Source organism: Paenibacillus sp. FSL W7-1279 (assembly GCF_037969845.1).
Lineage (GTDB): Bacteria > Bacillota > Bacilli > Paenibacillales > Paenibacillaceae > Paenibacillus_AQ.
Window position 1 is genome coordinate 5,306,726 of record NZ_CP150215.1, and the last position, 20,131, is coordinate 5,326,856.

Sequence of the window (20,131 nt, forward strand, 5' to 3'; positions counted from 1 at the left end):
TATGAACGCATTCTGGAGTTTTATTACGGATCGTTATCCAGATATTCTAAGGGCATTGCAGGAGCATCTGGTCCTCTCATTCTCTGCCGTTCTTTTGGGGACTGTTATTGCCGTACCGATCGGTATCCTGCTCGTATACAACCGGGTAGGCTGGATGAACAGCATCGTATTTTTCATTACGAACCTGTTTCAGACGGTTCCGAGCCTGGCGCTTCTGGCTATTCTGATTCCGCTGCTCGGCATCGGCATGAAACCGGCCATCCTTGCGCTGTTTCTGTACTCCCTTATGCCCATCCTGCGGAATACCTATGACGGTTTTCACTCCGTGGATAAAGGCGTGCTCAATTCGGCCAGGGGGATGGGATACAGCACCGCCCAAACGATTTTGCGGATTCAGCTTCCCTTATCGCTTCCTTACATCATGTCCGGTGTCCGCATTACGACCGTGTATATCATCAGTTGGGCAACACTGGCTTCGCTGATTGGTGCTGGCGGTTTAGGCCAGCTTATTGTATCTGGACTTGGTGTCAACAAGCCCGAGATGATCTTCATCGGTGGCATTGGCGCTATTCTCTTGGCACTTGTAGCTGACGGATTGCTTGGGCTGCTTGAGGGCTGGCTAAGCAAACACTACCACCAGACTCAGACCCGGGACGCTGCGATATGAGTCACATCAACCGTAGACAGCGAGCCGGACGGAACAAGGAAGGCGTGATGAATCTGAAAAAACTTAAATGGACTCCGTTGTTCATCTGCATGATAGCTTTTGCTGCTTTTACCTCCGCATGCGGAATTCAAAGCGAGATTACAATCGGGACGCAAACCTATACCGAAACCAAGATTATTGCTGAAATGTATAAAGCGCTCATTGAAGACCAAACCGATCTGAAGGTCGATATTATCCCGGATCTGGCATCAAGTTCATTGGTCATCAATGCGATGAAACGAAACGACGTTCAGATGGCGACACTATATACCGGTGAGATTTTCAACAACCATTTCCCGATCAGCGGCACCAAAGACCGCGATAAAGTCTTGAAGGAAGCGCAGGATGGATTCCAGGAACACTTCGGGTTCACCTGGATGAACCCTTTGGGTTTTGAGAACACCTACGCGTTCACGGTAAGAAAGGATCTTGCCGAAGCCAACGGGTACACCAAAATCTCCGATGTCAAAAAAGACATGGGCACCATGAAGCTTGGGGTAGATACGACATGGCTGGAGAGAAGCACGGATGGATATCCTGCATTCTCTAAAGCGTATGGCATCAAATTCGGTCAGGTCTTCCCCATGGAAATTAGCCTGGTATACAGCGCGGTAGCCAATGAGCAGGTGGATATCGTGCTGGCCTACTCAACGGATTCCCGGCTGAAAGCCTACCAATTGCAGACGCTTCAGGATGACCAGCAATTCTTCCCTCCATATGATGCAAGTCCGGTATTGCGTTCGGACCTTTTGAAGAAGCATCCTGAAATTCAGGATACGATAGCGCCTTTAATCGGTCATCTGGATGCAGATACGATGATATCGCTTAATTATCAGGTGGACATTGAGAAGAAAAGCGAGCGAGAGGTCGCAATCGCGTATTTGAAAGAGCAGGGCCTCTTGAAAAGCTAAAGGAGGGTAAGCATGGAAAGTGAACATTTAACATTTGCCGACTTTTTGTCGTATATATCACGAAATCAGGGGTTGCTCTGGGAGTATTTCATCCAGCATATTACGATGGTCGTTATCGGTCTGGGCCTGGCATTCATCGTCGGAGTGCCGCTTGGCATCCTCTGCTCTAAGAGCAAATGGGCAGCCAAAATCATTTTGTTTATCACCAATATCCTACAGGTGGTACCGAGCTTGGCCATGCTCGTGGTGCTCATGTTATGGATGGGACTCGGGACGACAACGGTCATGGTGGGACTCTTCCTGTATTCCCTGAATCCAATCGCGCGGAATACGTATGTTGGGTTAAAACAGGTGGATCCCAGCTATCTTGAATCCGGAAAAGGAATAGGAATGAGCCCCTTCCAAATGCTCGTGAACGTGCGTTTCCCGCTTGCGCTGACGTATATCATGTCAGGCCTGCGTATTGCGGCCGTCATCGCCATCGGTGTGGTAACAATTGCCCCTCTCGTAGGAGGAGGCGGGCTGGGACGGGAAATCTACGCTGGACTGAACAGCAATAACTCCCTCCGTATCTTTGCAGGTGCCATTCCAGCCGCAGTGCTGGCAATCGTTGCGGATCTTGTGCTTGGCATGCTCCAGCGTAAGATGGATCTAGCCAAACGAAAGTCAGGTGCGGCTCCATCGCCTGCAAAAATGCAAAATATCAACTGAGCTTGCAAAACGTACATTTTAAAGGGCATCCCAAAAGATCCAAGATCTTACGGGATGCCCTGTTTACTTATTTAGGAATTCCATATATATCCTTACAAGCTTACTTAATATCTCAATACTTTCCTCAACATTATTGGTCTCTAAAGCATGATTTACATTAGGAATTTCAATGACCTCTCTGACATTGTCTATGTTGATTTGGTTTGCATGTTCCTTACTAAACACTTCATCCTTTGTTCCATAAACCACAAGTCCATTGAATTTGTTGATATAGTAAATGGTGTCTTTAATTGGTGTCAAAAATATATGTTTGATTGGAATTTCGAGTTTCCCATGAACTTCTCCAGCAACGATCGTTCCTATGCTCTTACTAATAAAAACAACTTGTTTATACTTGCTAATGATTCGTTGAACCGATTCGTGGCTATCTTCTATTACTCTTTGCAGTTCATTAACATCCAAATCCGTTCTCGCAGCTTGATAGCCGTATTCCAATATCATTAAGTCAAAACCACATTGAAGTGCGGAGGTTCCAGCAAAATGTAGAATTGGTTTATCACAAGGAAAGTTTTTTCCGGGAAACAGAACAACCAACTTGCTGTTTTCCTCATAAAGTTGAAAATATTTTTGCTTCATTTCAGTTTTCCAATACGAGGGAACATTTAAAATCTCTAATTTCATCGTTTCCCATCCTTTCCTGTTTTAAATGATTTCGTCTAATGCTTAAATAATATTCACAAAGAACCTTCAAGCGTCGATTTTACTCGATGATAATTTCCCCTTCACCAGTAGGTACTTCAAAACCCTTGAGGAAAGAAGACAATATTTCTTCTGTAATTGTAAATGCAGCATTAGCATCGAATCTCTGGCTCCGAATGCGAAGTCGTTCACGCAAATCATTAGGATGAACTTTCAAATAAATAAGCCTCCACTCTCCTCCTCCATCTTCAATTAGCTTCTTATAATCATTTCGTTTCTTACGTTGCCAGAAACTGAAATCAATGACCACATTGCGCTTTTCCTTTAACAGATTTACTAGTTCCTTATACAGCTTTAACTCGGCTTGAACTTTAAGTTGCTCATACATTTCAACTGGATAATCAATTCCGTATCGACCATTTGTAGACCATATCTCTTCATCTATGGAGAGACGTACAAAGCCCCTCTGCTCTAGCCGTTGAGCAAATGTTGTTTTTCCTGACCCAGCCACACCACACATCATGACTACTAATGGAATTGAAACATCTGCTTGATGGATCAGATTTTCTAATTCTAGATTTTCAAGCACCCACATTCTCCTTTCAGCCTTGAGTCCGGTTAATACTGATGTATCCATTGCGGATTTGCGAATATAGTAAAGAGAATACCATGAGAATTTCCATCTTGGATACAGCTATTTCTTTAGAAAAGCTTTATATTCCACTTCTCCTATGGCTGCTCGCTGTAGTAGACTAGTGCTCGATGCCCTGCGGATCTCAAGGTTTATAAAGTGCTGGAGAATTTGATTTAATTAGAAAACGGAGCCCGTAAAACCACGTGGCTCCGTCTCTGATTCGGATCATAAGATGGCCATAGGATGGAAACGTCAGGATTGCCGGTTCGTATGAACTCTATCCAAGCCCTGCTGACAGCATTCCTGCATCATGCTGCCGTCTCCACAGCCGGGCATACAGGCCATTCGACGAAAGCAATTCGTCATGGCGGCCTTGCTCCACAATCCGCCCTTGATCTAATACAACAATCTGGTCGGCATGCTGCACGGTCTTAAGCCGGTGAGCGACGACGATGACGGTTCGGCCTCGAACAAGCCGATCAATCGCTTTCTGAATCTCCGCTTCGTTCTCGGGATCAAGAGAAGCGGTTGCTTCATCAAGGAGAATGATTGGCGCATTTTTCAGCATCGCCCTTGCAATGGAAATTCGCTGTTTTTCACCGCCCGACAGTGTGCTTCCGCCTTCACCGACCATCGTGTCGTAACCCTGCGGCAACTTCAGGATAAAATCGTGACAACAAGCAAGCCGGGCCGCTTCCTCGATTTCCTCGTGCGTTGCGTCGCTTCGTCCGAACCGGATATTGCCTTCAATCGTATCCTGAAAGAGGTACACATCCTGAAACACCATAGATACTTTACGCAACAACGCTTCCGAGTCCATTGCGCGAATATCCTCCCCGCCCATCGTCACCATCCCCTTATCCGGGTCGTAAAAACGGGCAATGAGCCGAAGAATGGTACTTTTACCGCTGCCCGAAAGGCCGACCAATGCGGTGAAGGAACCTGCCGGCATGCTTACGCTCACGTCTCGCAATACGGGTTGATCCAGATAGCCGAACGTAACCTGCTTCAATTCGATATCATGATCTGCAGGGGGCTGCCGTTCTCCTTGCATGATCGGCTCCCGCAGGAGCTGAACGATGCGTTCGCCCGCCTGCTCGAGATAGCGAAACTGTGCATACCCGGCGAGCGCTGTCGTCAGCGGATCGAAGATTCGGGTTCCGATGATCAGGAACGCTGCGAATGTGATAACATCCAGGCTCCCGCCGAGCAGCAGATGTACCCCAGCCGTGACCATCAGGGTAAGGCCGGCACGAAAACAGGCAATCGCGCTCAGCACTATCGGCCCCAACAACCCTTCGAGGCGGATGCTCTGCCGCATCAATTCCCTGAATGACCGATCAAGCCGGACAAAACGTTCTCCGGTCAAATTATAAGCTTTGATCACCCGGATACCGTTCAAGTATTCTTGCAGTCGATTGGAGGCCTCGATCTTGGCCTGGATATGCTGCGAGCCGAGTTTGCGCTGGATGCCGGATGTCAAAAGCACCAGCAGGATTGCCACCGGCATCGCAGCGAATAGGGAAAGCGCTAGGCGCCAATCGAGGAAAAACAGGCCAATCAAGGCCAGAACCGGCATGACGGCGGCTCCGATCATCTGCGAAACCACATGGGAGATGCCATGTTCCAGCATCGCAAAATCGCCCATCATCATATTGGCAAGATCGCCCGGATCGCGTTTGTTCAGATACCCTAATGACAGCTTGCGCAAATGCTCGGCCAGCCGCGTCCGTCCGTCCGCCGCCGCGCTGTATGCGTCGCGGAATTGAGAACGACTGGCGAGAGTTTCGCAGGCGAACAAGAGAACAAGCGAAACCGCCAGCCCGCCGCACACCCACCAGAGCCGTGCCGTATCCAGGGGGATAGCGGGATGGACAAACGGGGTAAAGAACAATCTTACTGCTTCCACCAACAGCACAAAAGGGATCACGCCCGCCAAATTGGCAACGGTCGTGTAAATTACAGGTTTAACCAACGAGCGCGGATTATCCGCTGTAAGGTTGCGCAGGATGTTCATATTCTGCATCCACCTCCCTTTTGCCCATATGCCATTGCGTTGCTTGGCGGTACGAACGCCACATGCGTGCGTACAAGCCGTCAGCAGTTAAGAGGGCTTCATGCCTTCCCCGCTCGACGATTCTCCCGCTTTCCATCACGAGAATTTGCTGTGCATCCTGAATGGTGGACAGGCGATGGGCAATGACGATGACCGTCTTGTTTGCCATCAACGCTTTCAACGCCAGCTGCATCTCATATTCATTCTCCGGATCGGCAAACGCCGTCGCTTCATCCAGCACAAGAATGGGGGCGTTCTTCAGAATCGCTCTGGCCACGGTGATCCGCTGTTCCTCTCCGCCTGACAAATAGACGCCTCCTTCCCCAATCCGCGTGTCATATCCAAGCGGAAGGTTCTCGATGAACGGATGACACTGCGCTGCCTGCGCCGCAGCGTACACTTCTTCCGGTGACGCGTCCGGCCGTCCGACCGCAATATTGTTGTATACCGTATCGGAAAACAAAAACGATTCCTGAAACACGAATGCGACGGTGTTCATCAGATCGGAGGTCGCTATTTCGCGAATATCTATATCGCCGATGCGGATCGCTCCCATGTTCGCATCCCAGAATCGAGGCACCAGATGGGCAATGGTCGATTTGCCCGCTCCCGACGGACCTACGAGCGCCGTCACTTCCCCTTGGCGGGCGGTAAAGGATATGTCCGTAAGTACGGCGCCATCTGCCGATTCCGTTTCATATGAAAAAGAAACATGATCAAATGAAACATCAAATGTAGTCGGCCGTCTCGGACTCTCGGGCTCCGGTACAAGCCCTTCCGCCAGTATGCGGTCCATGCGCTGAACGCCCTCGTTGATATCCTCGAGCGTATGAATCAGGAACATGATTTTAAGCATAGGAGCAGATATGCCCGGTGCCATGATCAGGAAAAACAGCAGAACGGAGGCGAATGAGACGCTGCCCGGATCGCGGCTCAATAAAAACACGCCGACAGGCAGAACAAATACGACAAACGAGCTGATTATCACTTTAAACAGCACAAATCCGTTTTGAAACAGATCCGCCAACTTCACGCCATAGTCACGGTAGCGGATCATGTCCTGGTAAAATTGGCGAAACGATTTCACGGTTTGCCCGAACACCTTGACGGCCGGCATCCCCCGCACGTACTGGATGGCGGAAGCGTTCATCCGTTCCAGCGAATCATGATACTGTTTGAGGTATTCTTTTGTCTTTGGTGCATTAAACAGCGCGATCTGAACCGCAATTGCGGGGACAATCGGCACGACGCACGCAATGGCCAACCAAACATTCAGAATAAACATCACGGTGATCGTCAAGACCGTGGTCACAACAACATGAACGAGGTCGGGCAATTGATGAGCGATGAACGTTTCCACTTTCTCCACGTTTTGTTCCAGCGTATTCTTCAGGGCTCCCGTCGAATGACGGTTCAGCCATCCAAGCGGGAGCTTGCCGATATGTCGGGCAAGCTTGACCCTCAGTCCGTAAAGAATGCGAAACGCGGCAACATGCGCTGCCATTGCCCCCGCGTACGTCGTGATCAAGCCGGCTGCGAAGCCGATCAAAGCGATCACGCCCCAACGAATCATCATCGCTTCGTTCGCCGAAGCCGGGGACGCTGCGTGTTCCAACAACTCTTCCAGAATGAAATAGACGGAAGCATAGGGCACCAGCATGCAAACGGCGCTAAGCGACGATAAAAGGCCGGAGACGATCAACAATCCGCGCTTCTCTCCGGCGATTTCCAGAAGTCTGGCCACTCCTGTTTTATTTGTCATGGCTCTCCCTCCTCATTGAAGTAAAGGCAACCTTTTTCTTGCTGAGTATAATGAGAAGAGAAAGCCCGAATAAAAGCGTGCAAAACGAATACGGAACTGCCATATGAGCCGTGTAAAGCGCAGTCCCTGTAATCGGCCCCAGGAAGGCTCCTCCTCCCAGCAAAGTCGCGATATAGGAAGCAACGCTCCGTTGTTCATGATCTTGTACCGCATCGGCAGCTCCCGCACTATATCCAAGCCAGGTAAGGCCGAAGCCGATGCCAAGTACGGCAAAATCCAGATAGGCATAACGAATGAATGATAACAGCCCTAACAATCCCAACACGACAATCCACATTCCGAGTCGTAACATTCGCTCGGGTCGCCATTTCAGATATTTGCTAATGACAATTTGCGTGACCACAACCATGGATCCACAAATGGCCAAACCAAGTCCGATCAGTTGCGTCGCTTCCCGTGCTTCATACCCAAACGAATCTTGAACGTAAAAACCGATGGTCACCTGAAGTATATTGATAGTGAGCGAAAGTAGAAGACCGGTCCACAAGAAAAATCGAATTCTTACATCGAACGGCGAAAGCGATGGAGCAAATTGATCTTTCTTTTGTACCGCATCGTTGGGAATCGATATCCATAATAAGATAATCATCATGAAAAGCAGGGCGGCAGCCGCGTACATCGGCGATGTAAGCCCGATTGCCGCCATACCGCCGCTCATGGCAGGGCCCAATATGAAACCGAGTCCATTGGCGGCACCAAATATGGCCATCCCCTGCGTTCGCGTCTCCTGTGTCGTCCAACTCATCACATAGGCTTGCGCTTTGGAAAGAAAGCCTCCGAAGAAAAATCCCGAGATCGCACGCAACAGCAAGAAGATCCAAAAAAAGCCCGACGAACCGTTGCGATGGGTCCCCGCATAATCGGCGAGAAGGGCAAACAGGAGCAGTGTCGCCAAATATACAAACATGATAAAAGCCAGCATTCGTTTTCTGCTCATAAAGGTCGTTTTTTCCCAGAAGAATCCGCCGAGCAACCAGCACAGCCCCGTCACCGACACCAAACATCCCGATTGAATCTCGCTGAGTCCCAGTTCGCGCGAGAGCAGGCCAATAATCGGATTGAACACCGCGACCGAGATTGTGCCGCATAGGATAATCATAAACATTATGACAAACTTGTATTTCAAAACCAGTTCACCTCTATCGTAAATCATATTCGCTCACTCCGGCAGGTTGACCGTCGAGCTGCCGATTTCAAACGGTGACAAGACGCCTTCATACGCGATGTGAGAACGATCGGCGTCGCTTTGACGAAAAAGGCCAGTCCACTTATTCCCGTCCAAATGAGCGACGACCGCATACGGGAATATAACTTGCCTTTTGTAGGTGCCCGATAGGCTCGGCTCGCATTCCAAGCGGCAATTCCGCCAAAAATGGGCAGCGAAACGGTCATCGCAAAATTGACCATCAACCACAGCATGAACGATTTCCTCCTCGTAGATTGATCTATTCTGATTCGATTACTCAACCGATACTAAGCGCCCTGTATGAACGTAATATGAACTAGATGGAAGAAAATGCAAAAAAGGTGAACGGATCGTTCACCTTTTCGTTCGCTCGTATTTTCGATTGTGTGACGGAGTTACATGGCTGGCAGAAAGACGGTTATCGCCGTGCCTTTTCCTACAGCGCTGTCGATTTCGATCGAGCCGCTATGCAATTCGACAACGCGCTTGACGATCGCAAGACCAAGTCCGCTTCCCCCCGCTTCGCGGTTGTGCGACTTATCGGCCATATAAAAGCGTTCGAAGATGCGTTTACGGTCTTCTTCGGTAATGCCGATTCCCGTATCGCGAATGACGACTCCGATTTTTTCATTTCCTGACACAAGCTCGATGGAGATGTCGCCGCCCTCTGGCGTAAATTTGATGCTGTTGCTGAAAATATTAAGCCAAACCTGGTTCAGCAGGTCTTCATCCGCATGAATCGTCGTTTTTGGAAGCTTGAAGTGAATATTTAAGTGTTTGTCCGCCCATTGCGGTTCAGCCGCTATGACAATGCGACGCAGCTGCCTGTCAAGCCGAAAGAGCGTCGGATGGAAGGGATAATGGTTCGAATCGATCGTGGCCAATCGAAGCATGTTCTCGCTCAGTCGGGACAACCGCATGCTTTCCTCCCGGATAATGTTCAGACAGCGCAGCTGCTCGGCTTCATCAAGACCGTCTTTCTGCAGGATGGAAACAAAGCCCGAAATGGACGCCAGCGGGGTTTGAATCTCGTGGGATACATTGGAAACGAACTCCTGCCGCATCCTTTCAACCTGACCGACCTCGTAGGCCATTTGCTGAAATTGCTTCGACAAGACGCCTAATTCATCCTTGCTCTTCGTCTGAAGAACGATATTATAGTCTCCCTTGGCCACTTTTTGGGTTGCGGCCGTCAAAGCCTTTAAGGGTTTCACCACTACTCTAGTAAAGAGTATGAATTTGAAGCTGCCGATCGCGAGCGCAATCAGAATGAACGAACCTATAATGGTGAATAGGAGATACATGTTGGAGCTTTCCGGATGGATGACGAGCGCCAGCGGCTCATCAGCTGTTCGCAAAGGAAAACCCATTTGAAGGCTCGTCGGCAAGGGCAGGACGGACGTGCTCCTCATGATTTCGGCGCCGCCCTGGACGAGTCGTATTTCGTCATCGCTAAGGTTGGGTTTGCTTGTGTGGCCGTACGCGTAAAGCAATCCGTTCCGATCGTAGATCCATAGGGATACCTTCATTTCTTCGGACAACTGATTCAGATAATGACCGCGTTCAGTTGGCGCCAATCGGGAATAAACATCCGCAATCAACCCGCTTCGCATCGCATATTCGTCCCGGATGGATTGCGTGACTTGGTTTTGAAACAAAGATACGGTGATCGGAATGGAGAGTCCGAAACCTACCGCTAATGCAACAATAAAGATCAATAAAATTTTGAAGTTGATGCTCTTAATCATGGATTTCCGTCTCCAACCGATATCCGAGACCGCGAACCGTTACGATGCGAAACAGATGGGTATAGGCGGCGAACCGCTCCCGCAGCCGCTTGATATGAACGTCGACCGTCCGCTCATCCCCGTCGTGGTCGAATCCCCATACCGATTCGATTAACTGCTCTCTCATAAAGATTTGGCCGGGATAGCTTGCAAGCTGATATAACAGTTCAAATTCCTTGGGCGGCAAATTCCAATTCACGTTGCCGTCCGAAACGGTTCCCCGAAGCCGATCCAGCTTGAAGCTGCCCAATATAACTCTCTTATCGGCCGCAATACGGTACCGGCGCAGCACCGCTTTGATTCGGATCACCAGCTCCTGCGGATCGAAAGGCTTGACCAGGTAATCGTCGGCGCCCAGGCCGAATCCTTTCACCTTCTGACTCGTCTCGTGCTTGACCGTTATCATGATTATGGGTAGTTCGGGGTACAAAAGCCGCAGTTCGCTGCACAAATCCCACCCGTCCATGACAGGCATCATGACATCAAGCACAACCATATCCGCAGGCGAGCTTTCCATTTCTGCAAGCGCCTCTTTGCCGTTAACCGCGCCCCGGACATGATAGCCTTCGCATCTTAAAACAAGTGATATCATTTCCAACATATGAGCATCATCTTCTACTATAAGAATACTTGTCATTCCTTATCCCCCTTACTTCATTTTGCTGTTTGAACGCTCAAATGGGAACGATAAGTAACCAACCGATTCGTTTATTCCATTCCGATAGTTATTCTGAAAGGTTATCTTCTTGCCATTATAATCGCTTTGTTAGATATTTTCATGGCAATGTAGTTCTCTCTCTTTCGTAATCTCAAAATTGTTGAATACCAAAGATTGCTTGTCGTTAGGTACTAAACGACAAATAAGGGTAGGCAATGTTCATCATCGCCTACCCTATATTACATTTTATTTAGTTGATTCCATACTTTCCATTCCAACAAATGGTTGGAATGGAACCGTCTAACGAATTATGAAACTGGAATTTCACTCACATGATATCTACGTCGATATCAGACAGAACAGCTTCCTCACGAACACTTACTATATCCGCAGTTCCCGCACGTCTTGCATCCCTCGATATTAATCAAGGATGCCCCGCCGCAGGATGGACACAGATCCAGCGACATGGTGCTCCCGCCTGTGTGGGAGCCGTGTCCGCCATACCCCGCGGCTGCTGGTGCCACAGCTTCGCCTGCATCAACAGGCGCCATCGTGGCTGCGACCGGTGCCGGATCATGGTCATGATCCGCCCCAGCGTTGTTCGCCACGTGCGTCTCGAGCGCCTTCGCCACGGCGTCGGCGATGGATTCTACGCGGTTTGCGCCGAAGCCGATCGCGCCGGTGCCGCCGATGCCCTTGAGGTGCTTGATCAGCAGCTCCACCTTATTGCCGTGGTCCCCGTAACGCAGGAACAAGGAGCAGACGCGGCCCAAGGCTTCCGCCATTGCGAACACATCCGAACCGGCCTTGCCGACGTTCAGGAAGATTTCGCTTGGGATACCGTCCAGATCGTTGATGGTAATATACGCCATGCCGAACGGCGTGTTCATTTTATAGGTTGCGCCGCGCAGCACTTGCGGACGCTTCTTGTATTGCTTATCCAACCCGCTCTTGCTCGGTGAGGCTGTCACGGCCACGCTTGCAGCCGCCGGCTCCACGTTCGTCGCATCCTCTGCGGCTTGGCCTGCCGCGCTTTGCTCAAGCGCTGTTTCCGCAGTAGAAGCTGTGGTCGCTTCCGCGGCCTTATCTTCTTTTTTCTCCGTCTGCAGCACCTGCACGTCGCGGCTGCCGTCGCGGTAGATCGTTACGCCTTTGCAGCCCAGATCGAATGCCAGCTCATATAGGCGCTTCGTATCTTCAACCGTAAAGTCCGACGGACAGTTGGCCGTCTTCGAGATCGAGCTGTCCACCCAGCGCTGAATGGCCGCCTGCACCCGGATGTGATCCTCGGCGGAGAGACTCATCGCCGTGACGTAATAATCCGGAAGCTCTTCGCCCGGATGGCTGTCCAGCCAATCCTGAGCAATCGGCACGAACTGCTCGTCGAAGCCGAGTCGGCTCTGACGGAAGTATTTGAAGGCAAAGTACGGCTCGATGCCTGTCGATGTTCCGACCATCGTACCCGTGCTGCCCGTTGGCGCTTGGGTAATGACGGTGACGTTCCGTGCACCTTTTTCACGCACCGCTTCGGCAACTTCCGGATACACCTCGGCCATATTTTTCATGAAGCCGCTTTGCAGGTACAGCTCGGCGTCGAATGCCTGGAACGAACCCTTCTCTTCGGCAATATCGGCGGAAGCGAGATAAGCTTCGCGCGCGATGAAGCCATACAGCTTATCCAGGAACTCCAACGATTCCGGGCTGCCGTAACGGATGTTCAGCTTGATCATCAGCTCCGCCAGACCCATCGTTCCAAGACCCACGCGGCGCTCTTTTTTCTGGTTCAATTCGTTTTCTTCAAAATGGTACGGCGTCCGGTCAATGACATTATCCAAGAAACGCACGGAGTACCGTGTCGTTGTAGCCAGCTCATCCCAGGCAACGTCATGGTTCGCCTCATCATAGAACTTCGACAGATTCATCGCGGACAGGTTGCATACGCCCCAGCCCGGAAGTCCTTGCTCGCCGCAAGGGTTCGTACAAATAATCGGGTTGAAATACCAGCTGTTGGACATCTGGTTATAGTATTCCATGAACACGACGCCCGGTTCTGCGGATTTCCATGCGGATTCGATAATCGTGTGCCAGACCTCGCGTGCTTTTACTGTTTTATATGGAATGATACGGTGTCCGGCTTTCTTCCATTTATCCAGATCGCCGTCCCACAGCTCATCATAGTCAGGATCTGTGGTATCCGGGAACACCAGCTCCCAGTCCAGATCTTCCTTCACTGCCTTCATGAAATCATTGCTGACACATACCGACAGGTTCGCATTCGTAACTTGTCCCATCGTCTGCTTCACGGTAATGAAATCCTCCACGTCCGGGTGCCAATCATTAATCATCAGCATGAGCGCGCCCCGGCGGCTTCCGCCCTGCTCGATCAATCCCGTCGTATAACTGAACAATCCGCCCCACGATACCGCACCGCTGGAGGAACCGTTCACGCCTCTTACGATCGCGCGCCGAGGACGCAGGGAAGACAAATTAATGCCGACTCCGCCGCCGCGCGCCATGATCTCGGTCATCTCGCTCAGAGTTTCCATGATGCCGCCCCGGCTGTCCTTCGGTGAAGGAATCACGTAGCAGTTGAACAGCGTCAATTCATCGCTTGCACCAGCTCCAGCCGCAATCCGTCCGCCCGGCACCAGCTTCCAATCATCCAGAATCTCGCGGAACTTCCCGCGCCACTCTTCCTGCAGTTCAGGCGTTGCCTCAACCGATGACATGGCAGCCGCGAGTCGATCCCACATTTCTTCCGGCGTTTTCTCGATGGTTAACGTCAGCTTCTCCACATCCGATTCCACAAGCTCGCCCTTCCGTGTCTTCACCGTGACCTTGCGGCCTTCGCGTTTCACGATTTCGCCAACTTCCTTAGTCGGAAATTTAGGATCATCCTTCGTCAAAACGAGCACCACATCGCCTACCTTAGCGTTGTTGGAGTCCGCATCCTTCCAGGCATACCGGTCCAAAAAGATCTTCTCGCTTAAACCTTCCAGCCGCTGATTCTGCATCGTACTCAAGAGCAACTACCTCCTATATAAAATATAAAATTAAAAAGTTCCGCAGTTATGCGCTCACCAACAACATAACCTGTTATGTAGCCGGTCAAACATTCAAAACCACTATATACACCATATATAGTGCTACCAATTCATTATACTACACTATATATAGGTTAACTATGCCGATAATGTGAAAATTAAGCCAACAGATCCAAGCTCCCGCTCGCAAGCTTCCGCTTTCTTCCTCTCGCTCTCTTTTTCGGCCTTCCCTATGAAAAAAAGGATGAAAATATCCAATTCCAGCAGCCGTGCGCCCTTTGAGTTATTCCACGCCTTCCGAATCCGTGCAAGGTTATGAAGACTTCTTTTTTCGTCCATACTACATATACACCGCTGGCCCGGAATCTTTCACAACAGGAGGAGATCGACATGAACCATCAGCCATCTGCCGACTCAGGCATGATTTTCGACGCGCGTCTTCCCGTTCCATTGCAGATCGACCGTTCCTGGTTTGACGATCTCGCCGGTCGACTGGACAAGGGCGGACCTTGGGGTGACTATCGTCTGGCCCAGCTTGCTGTGGAGGGCGAGAAATCGCGTCTCGTTACAAGCTTTGAAGAATTGCAATGCCTCAAGCACCTAGGCGGCTTATCCCCGCTCCCCCATCAGACCGATACCGCCAGACGCGTATTGTTCGAGATGTCGGGTCGAGCCATTCTCGCTGATGAAGTGGGGCTTGGTAAAACGATTGAAGCCGGCCTTATTTTAAAAGAATACATCGTGCGCGGCCTGGTATCCAAAGTGTTGATTCTCGTTCCCGCTTCCCTTGTGCTGCAATGGGTTCGCGAGCTGAACTCCAAGTTCGGCATTCCTGCGATTGCGCAGAAAAAAGCGTACTCCTGGGGCAATGATATCGTTGTCGCCTCCATGGACACGGCGAAGCGCGATCCGCATCAGGAGATTCTGCTGAACGAGGAGTACGACATGCTCATCATCGATGAGGCGCACAAGCTCAAGAACAAAAAAACCTCCAATTATCAATTCATTCAAAAGCTGCGCAAAAAATACTGTCTCTTGCTGACGGCCACGCCGGTGCAGAACGATCTCAGCGAGCTCTTCAATCTGATCACCCTGCTGAAGCCGGGCCAGCTTGGAGGCCAAGGGCAGTTTGCCGCTAATTTTGTTGTCGATAAACGAAGACCCAAGAATCAGGAGCAGCTCAAGGATGAGCTGTCCAAGGTCATGATCCGTAACCGCCGCGGCGAAGGCGAAGTGAAATTCACCAAGCGATCCGTCCGCAATGTAGGGCTTAGCCTCTCGCCCGAAGAACAGTCATTATACGACGGCGTCACGTCCTTCGTCAAAGATCAGTATCAGGCAGCAGGGGGAAATTTAAGCAGTATGCTGTCCCTTGTTACACTCCAGCGTGAAGTGTGCAGCAGCCGCGATGCCGTTTTCGTGACTCTTGTTAATCTGTCCAAGAAGCTGCCCGAGGACTCTCCGCTGCGCGATAAAATCTGGGAGCTCGTCTATCTCATCAAGGCCATCAAAGCCAACACCAAGGCGGAAAAAACCATCGAGCTGATCCAGCAAATGAACGAGAAGGTCATCGTATTCACGGAATACCGCGCAACCCAGGAATACTTGCTCAATTATTTCCGCGATCACGGGCTCATCTCCGTACCGTACCGGGGCGGAATGAACCGCGGCAAGAAGGACTGGATGATGGATCTGTTCCGCGGCAAGGCACAGGTCATGATCGCGACGGAAGCCGGGGGCGAAGGCATCAATCTGCAATTCTGCCACCATATGATCAACTTTGATCTGCCCTGGAATCCCATGCGAGTCGAGCAGCGGATCGGACGCGTCCATCGTCTCGGCCAGACCAATGACGTGAAGATTTACAACCTGTCCACTTCAGGAACCATTGAAGAGCACATTCTGAACCTGCTGCACGAGAAGATCAACATGTTCGAGATGGTCATCGGAGGTCTGGATGTCATTCTCGAACGGTTCGAGAAGAAGGAATCCATCGAGAAGAGCCTGTACAAAATCATGCTGGAGTCCGGCAACGATGATGAAATCCGGCAGCGCATCAGCACATTGGGCGACTCGATTCACCATATCAAGCAGGATATCGAGCAGGGAAGCACCGTCGAAGATAATCTAAGAGAGGAAGAAGCCTAATATGACCATGACGCCGCAGGAGGTGCAGCAGCACTTCATGGCCTATTTGGAAGCCACCGAATGCACCGTCATTGAAAAGTCGCCTGAGCATGTCACTGTGAAACTGTCGCCGCAAGCCGACAAAATGCTCACCAACCGCCCGTATTACTGGGGTTTCGTGGAGCGTACCGGCGCTCCCGCCGAAACGTTATCGTTCAATTTCGTGTTTGATCCGGAAAAATACGACGAACGGCTTGCAAAAACCAAGGAAGCCGAAGCCAAAGCGCAGCTTGCCTCGCCTACGCAGGATCCGCTCCTGGCCCGCTTTTACGGGAATGCTCCGGTTCTGCCTATCCTTGGTCCCGGACGCATTCAGCGGGAGAACATTGGCTACGGCAGCAGCCGGCTGGCCCAAATCTGGAATGCTTCCCGGGAGGAAGGCAAATGCGTCTATCTGTTCCAGCAGCGCGATACCGAGCCGCGTCCGAGAGCCCGTTCCACGCCGTATGAGCAGTGGCTGGGCGTCTGCTTCAAGGTGGAGTTCAGCTGTGATCTGAAGCGGGAGGAATTGTTTTTTCTCGGAATCTCACTTTCTAGTCGTGCGATTGCCCAAGACTTCCCGGCGATCCTGAATGGACGCGAACTGACGCCCCGCTTGCCCGAGAGCGTTCACGTCCGACCGGCGGCTCTTACGCTCGAACAGGCCGTAGATGCGCTAGAGAACCATCTTATCGACAAGATAAGCAAGCTGGACTACGACTGGGCCACCAAAGCAAGAGAACGTCTTGAAGAAGAACTGCTGGTGATCGACAGCTATTACGAGGACCTGCTCAAGGAGCAGGATGAAGTGAAAAAAGCGCTCATCGAGGAGCAATATAAGAACCGCCGGTCCGAAATGCAATGGCAGTACGAGCCGAAAGTGAGCTTGTCCGTCATAACCTGCGGTCTATTTCATCTGTGTTCGCTTGTGGGTGCGTCATCATGACGCTCCTCTACAAAAGCAGGCAAAAAAAGAACCATTCTCCCTTCTCCTACCGCGACAGCTTGCAACAGCCTTTGCAAAGCTTGTCCGATATGATGATTCCAACACATCCACGGCGCGTAGGGCCAAGGAAAGGCGGTTAATGATTTGAAGCGTTGGAACATGGAACTTCATAACCATGATGTCAAGGATTACAAGAACTTTAAGCCCCAATCAGCCGATAACAAGCAGAACAGCCGATATCGAATGTTGTCTGTTTCCATCATTGTAACGACTATCCTCTGGTTCAGCACGGTCCAGCCGCAGGCAAGCTTGGCTGAAGCAAGCCAGGCCGACGTTTCCAATTATGCGAACAGCCTTAGTCTGACTGGCACTCCATTTACTACGGATCATCACACATCAGGCGTTTCAGGGGTTAGTCAGAACAAAGCTGTAGCTCAGGTTCCTGGGAATTTGATGGACTTTGCCGAGGAGACTGTCGCTCAATTATCGGCCCATGCGCCATTTACGACATGGGACGAAGCAACGCTCGAGTTCACACCGCTCGGTCCGGGCACGCACGGCTGGTTAGTCACGATATCCGATGAAGGACTGCCGCAAGGATACATGATTATCAGTGCAGGCGAAGACGGCGGATATATCCTGAGTGAATACGGGATCGGCTCAACCCTTCCCTACAGCCAAGCGCCGCTGAAAGAGCGGCTCGCTGCGGAAGGCCTTGTGAAGGCTGGAGGGTCATTGCCTCAAGGCAGCACCGTGCGCAAGCTGTATGACGTGTCCCCCGTCTGGCAGGTCCAGCTGCCCGGCAAGAAGCCGGTTTATTTTAATGCACTAAATAGTGAAGCCCTACCGGATGAGCCCCAGCAGACGCATTCAACGACGAAGCTGGTATCCGTATCTCTGCCTGCAGCAGCCAAAGGACTCGTGACTTCATCCACCAATCATTGGTTTGCCGGAACGCCCTCCATCGCAACCGGCGCCTCCGTGGATCCTTACGATAATCTGCTGTGGCTGACCACTGGAAATCTCACAGCCCGAAGCAGCGCCGATCTGCGGAATTTACTTAAGGAGCACTCCACCCTGATATTTAAGTCCGCAAAAGGCAATGCCGCCTACGGCGCGCCTTTTAACTTAACGGGCTGGCATCGATGGTCCTCGGAGAATCAGGAGAACCCGGCTGCGCTTTATGTTTCGGTTCCCTTGCGGAACACAGACACCCTCCGTTTCCTTCCGGCATCCCGTTTAGTCGGACAAGGGCAATTTTATGCCCAGCCGGAATAATACGGGTTTTTCCATGCCGATACCATGACTGACAAAAGGACGCTGCCCTTTAACGGGCAGCGTCCTTTATTTCAAAACGGTTTATAAGTGTGCACTCAGCACGCACAAGGGACTATAGCCGTCAAGTATCCATGTTCACTTCGACCCTGACATCGTGCGCACAGGAGGCAGTTCACACAATCTGCAAAATGCGATTTCATGATTGAACATGCATCAGCTGTTACTTCGTCCCTTTTTTTTGCGCTTGGTGGTTACATCCTCTTTCCATAGCGACATGGAGAACGGAATCATGCCGAACCACCTTGTGGTCCAGGATTCCTTCACCTTCGCCTGACGCCGAACGTCCTTAGGCGTATCTATAAAATGAACCACGCGCTCGGTAATGTACTTGATCAATTCGTCGCCGCTAGCCATACGAATCAACTCCTTTTGGTTTATCCACATCCCAGTATCAGTTTGCTCCATTTCAATCATTTCTAGACGCTCGCACTTGAACAGCATGATTTTTCCGCCATATGCACATTCTAAAAAAGCCGAAATTTTTACGTGAAAGAAGGAAACCATCATGATTAAGACAGCCGTTGTATGGATGCTTCTCTTGACACTGGCACTCCCGGGTTCTGTTATGGAAGCATATCCAGTGAAGGAGCAAGCCATGACGCGTCCAGCGCATGCCGTTCATAAAAGTCCAATATCGACAACCCGGCTTCTGACCGAAACGCCCGAATCCACCCACTCTTCAGGTCAGGAAATCGACCAGTCCGAACTAAGGCAGCTGCACCCTTTTGCCCATGATGTCATTCTGATCGATGTGGGTCATGGCGGAATCGACGGAGGAACGTCGTATGGTGAAATTCTCGAAAAAGATATTAACCTGGCCATTTCACGGAGACTGTTCATGCTGCTTCGCAAGGAAGGCTATCATGCCGTCCTGAACCGCGATGCCGATTACGCGCTTAGCGATGACAATCGCTGGCATCGAAGCTCCTCGAGGCATCGCCGCGATCTGTCGCAGCGTAAGCAGCTCAGCAGCGAGATCCCGACCAAGCTGGTGGTCAGCATTCATGTGAATTGGGGGAAGAACTCGTCCAAGCGCGGAGGCATCGTGCTGCATCAATCCGAGGGACGCAGCACCCTGCTTGCGGACACCATCCAGGAGCAGCTGAATCTGGTTTACCGCAGCAGCAATCACATCATGGTAGGTAAACCATACTATCTGCTGAATCAAACCCAAGTACCCGCCGTCATCGTCGAAACCGGCTTTCTCAGCAATATGGAGGACCGGAAATTATTAACCGGCCGCAACGGTCAAATGCAGATCGCTGAAGCCATTGCCGACGGGATTATCAGTTATTTAACGGCCCTGTAATTTGGGGCTTTTTTTTGCTTATATAGGGTTCTCAGCCATATCTATTAAGACGCCTAGCATCGATCTCCGCAGCCGATGAATAAATGCAGCCTCCACATATGTACAGCCTTCCATACAGGGATTGGAATCACCGGATCCCTGTATGGGAGGCTATTAAT

At 50.8% G+C, this 20,131-nt stretch carries 17 protein-coding genes; 7 read left to right on the forward strand and 10 right to left on the reverse strand.

Annotation, left to right across the window (positions count from 1 at the left end):
* Nucleotide 1 precedes the first annotated feature (1 nt).
* Genes MKY82_RS24010 through MKY82_RS24020 form a run of 3 tightly spaced genes read left to right on the forward strand, consistent with a single transcriptional unit; the run spans nucleotide 2 to nucleotide 2,328 of the window.
* Nucleotides 2–667, forward strand: a complete 666-nt coding sequence (locus MKY82_RS24010; RefSeq protein WP_194543842.1) for an ABC transporter permease — start codon at nucleotides 2–4, stop codon at nucleotides 665–667.
* Nucleotides 664–1,617, forward strand: coding sequence for a glycine betaine ABC transporter substrate-binding protein (locus MKY82_RS24015; RefSeq protein ID WP_194543843.1), 954 nt, complete (start codon nucleotides 664–666; stop codon nucleotides 1,615–1,617). The genes MKY82_RS24010 and MKY82_RS24015 overlap by 4 nt, the downstream gene beginning before the upstream one ends.
* Before the next feature lie 12 nt (nucleotides 1,618–1,629).
* Nucleotides 1,630–2,328 carry an ABC transporter permease gene (locus MKY82_RS24020; RefSeq protein WP_339218765.1) on the forward strand — a complete coding sequence of 233 codons (699 nt, stop codon included), beginning with the start codon at nucleotides 1,630–1,632 and terminating at the stop codon, nucleotides 2,326–2,328.
* A gap of 63 nt (nucleotides 2,329–2,391) precedes the next feature.
* On the opposite strand, the gene MKY82_RS24025 is transcribed toward MKY82_RS24020, so the two are convergent.
* From MKY82_RS24025 to MKY82_RS24065, 9 genes are all read right to left on the reverse strand, one after another.
* The gene (locus tag MKY82_RS24025; protein ID WP_339294538.1) at nucleotides 2,392–3,009 is read right to left on the reverse strand and encodes an alpha/beta hydrolase; all 618 of its coding nucleotides are present in this window, start codon (nucleotides 3,007–3,009) and stop codon (nucleotides 2,392–2,394) included.
* Between the two features lie 79 nt (nucleotides 3,010–3,088).
* Nucleotides 3,089–3,616, reverse strand: coding sequence for an ATP-binding protein (locus MKY82_RS24030; RefSeq protein WP_339294539.1), 528 nt, complete (start codon nucleotides 3,614–3,616; stop codon nucleotides 3,089–3,091).
* A 322-nt stretch (nucleotides 3,617–3,938) separates the two neighbouring features.
* Nucleotides 3,939–5,678, reverse strand: a complete 1,740-nt coding sequence (locus MKY82_RS24035; RefSeq protein ID WP_339294540.1) for an ABC transporter ATP-binding protein — start codon at nucleotides 5,676–5,678, stop codon at nucleotides 3,939–3,941.
* A complete protein-coding gene (locus tag MKY82_RS24040; RefSeq protein ID WP_339294541.1) occupies nucleotides 5,647–7,479 on the reverse strand; it encodes an ABC transporter ATP-binding protein in 1,833 nt (610 codons plus the stop codon). The genes MKY82_RS24035 and MKY82_RS24040 overlap by 32 nt, the downstream gene beginning before the upstream one ends.
* On the reverse strand, nucleotides 7,469–8,692 hold the full coding sequence (locus MKY82_RS24045) for an MFS transporter (RefSeq protein WP_339294542.1): 1,224 nt from the start codon (nucleotides 8,690–8,692) through the stop codon (nucleotides 7,469–7,471). The genes MKY82_RS24040 and MKY82_RS24045 overlap by 11 nt, the downstream gene beginning before the upstream one ends.
* The gene (locus MKY82_RS24050) at nucleotides 8,689–8,958 is read right to left on the reverse strand and encodes a hypothetical protein (RefSeq protein WP_194543850.1); all 270 of its coding nucleotides are present in this window, start codon (nucleotides 8,956–8,958) and stop codon (nucleotides 8,689–8,691) included. Before MKY82_RS24050 ends, MKY82_RS24045 begins: the two co-directional genes overlap by 4 nt.
* Before the next feature lie 162 nt (nucleotides 8,959–9,120).
* Nucleotides 9,121–10,473 (reverse strand): HAMP domain-containing sensor histidine kinase, encoded by a 1,353-nt coding sequence (locus MKY82_RS24055; RefSeq protein WP_339294543.1) that lies wholly within the window; start codon nucleotides 10,471–10,473, stop codon nucleotides 9,121–9,123.
* Nucleotides 10,466–11,149 carry a response regulator transcription factor gene (locus MKY82_RS24060; RefSeq protein ID WP_339294544.1) on the reverse strand — a complete coding sequence of 228 codons (684 nt, stop codon included), beginning with the start codon at nucleotides 11,147–11,149 and terminating at the stop codon, nucleotides 10,466–10,468. The genes MKY82_RS24055 and MKY82_RS24060 overlap by 8 nt, the downstream gene beginning before the upstream one ends.
* 389 nt (nucleotides 11,150–11,538) lie before the next feature.
* Nucleotides 11,539–14,193, reverse strand: a complete 2,655-nt coding sequence (locus tag MKY82_RS24065; protein WP_194543853.1) for an adenosylcobalamin-dependent ribonucleoside-diphosphate reductase — start codon at nucleotides 14,191–14,193, stop codon at nucleotides 11,539–11,541.
* Between the two features lie 411 nt (nucleotides 14,194–14,604).
* On the opposite strand from MKY82_RS24065, the gene MKY82_RS24070 reads away from it, so the two are divergent.
* The 3 genes from MKY82_RS24070 to MKY82_RS24080 all read left to right on the forward strand — a co-directional run bounded on the left by MKY82_RS24070 (nucleotide 14,605) and on the right by MKY82_RS24080 (nucleotide 18,604).
* Complete coding sequence (locus MKY82_RS24070; RefSeq protein WP_194543854.1) at nucleotides 14,605–16,362, forward strand: SNF2-related protein; 1,758 nt, start codon at nucleotides 14,605–14,607, stop codon at nucleotides 16,360–16,362.
* 1 nt (nucleotide 16,363) lies between these two features.
* Nucleotides 16,364–17,326, forward strand: coding sequence for a YqhG family protein (locus tag MKY82_RS24075; protein ID WP_339294545.1), 963 nt, complete (start codon nucleotides 16,364–16,366; stop codon nucleotides 17,324–17,326).
* 144 nt (nucleotides 17,327–17,470) lie between these two features.
* Nucleotides 17,471–18,604, forward strand: a complete 1,134-nt coding sequence (locus MKY82_RS24080; protein ID WP_339294546.1) for a hypothetical protein — start codon at nucleotides 17,471–17,473, stop codon at nucleotides 18,602–18,604.
* A gap of 213 nt (nucleotides 18,605–18,817) precedes the next feature.
* Here MKY82_RS24080 and MKY82_RS24085 read toward each other — a convergent pair whose 3' ends face one another.
* On the reverse strand, nucleotides 18,818–19,018 hold the full coding sequence (locus MKY82_RS24085; RefSeq protein WP_071221747.1) for a YqzE family protein: 201 nt from the start codon (nucleotides 19,016–19,018) through the stop codon (nucleotides 18,818–18,820).
* Between the two features lie 151 nt (nucleotides 19,019–19,169).
* On the opposite strand from MKY82_RS24085, the gene MKY82_RS24090 reads away from it, so the two are divergent.
* Nucleotides 19,170–19,973, forward strand: coding sequence for an N-acetylmuramoyl-L-alanine amidase (locus MKY82_RS24090; RefSeq protein WP_194543856.1), 804 nt, complete (start codon nucleotides 19,170–19,172; stop codon nucleotides 19,971–19,973).
* The last annotated feature ends 158 nt before the right edge of the window (nucleotides 19,974–20,131 follow it).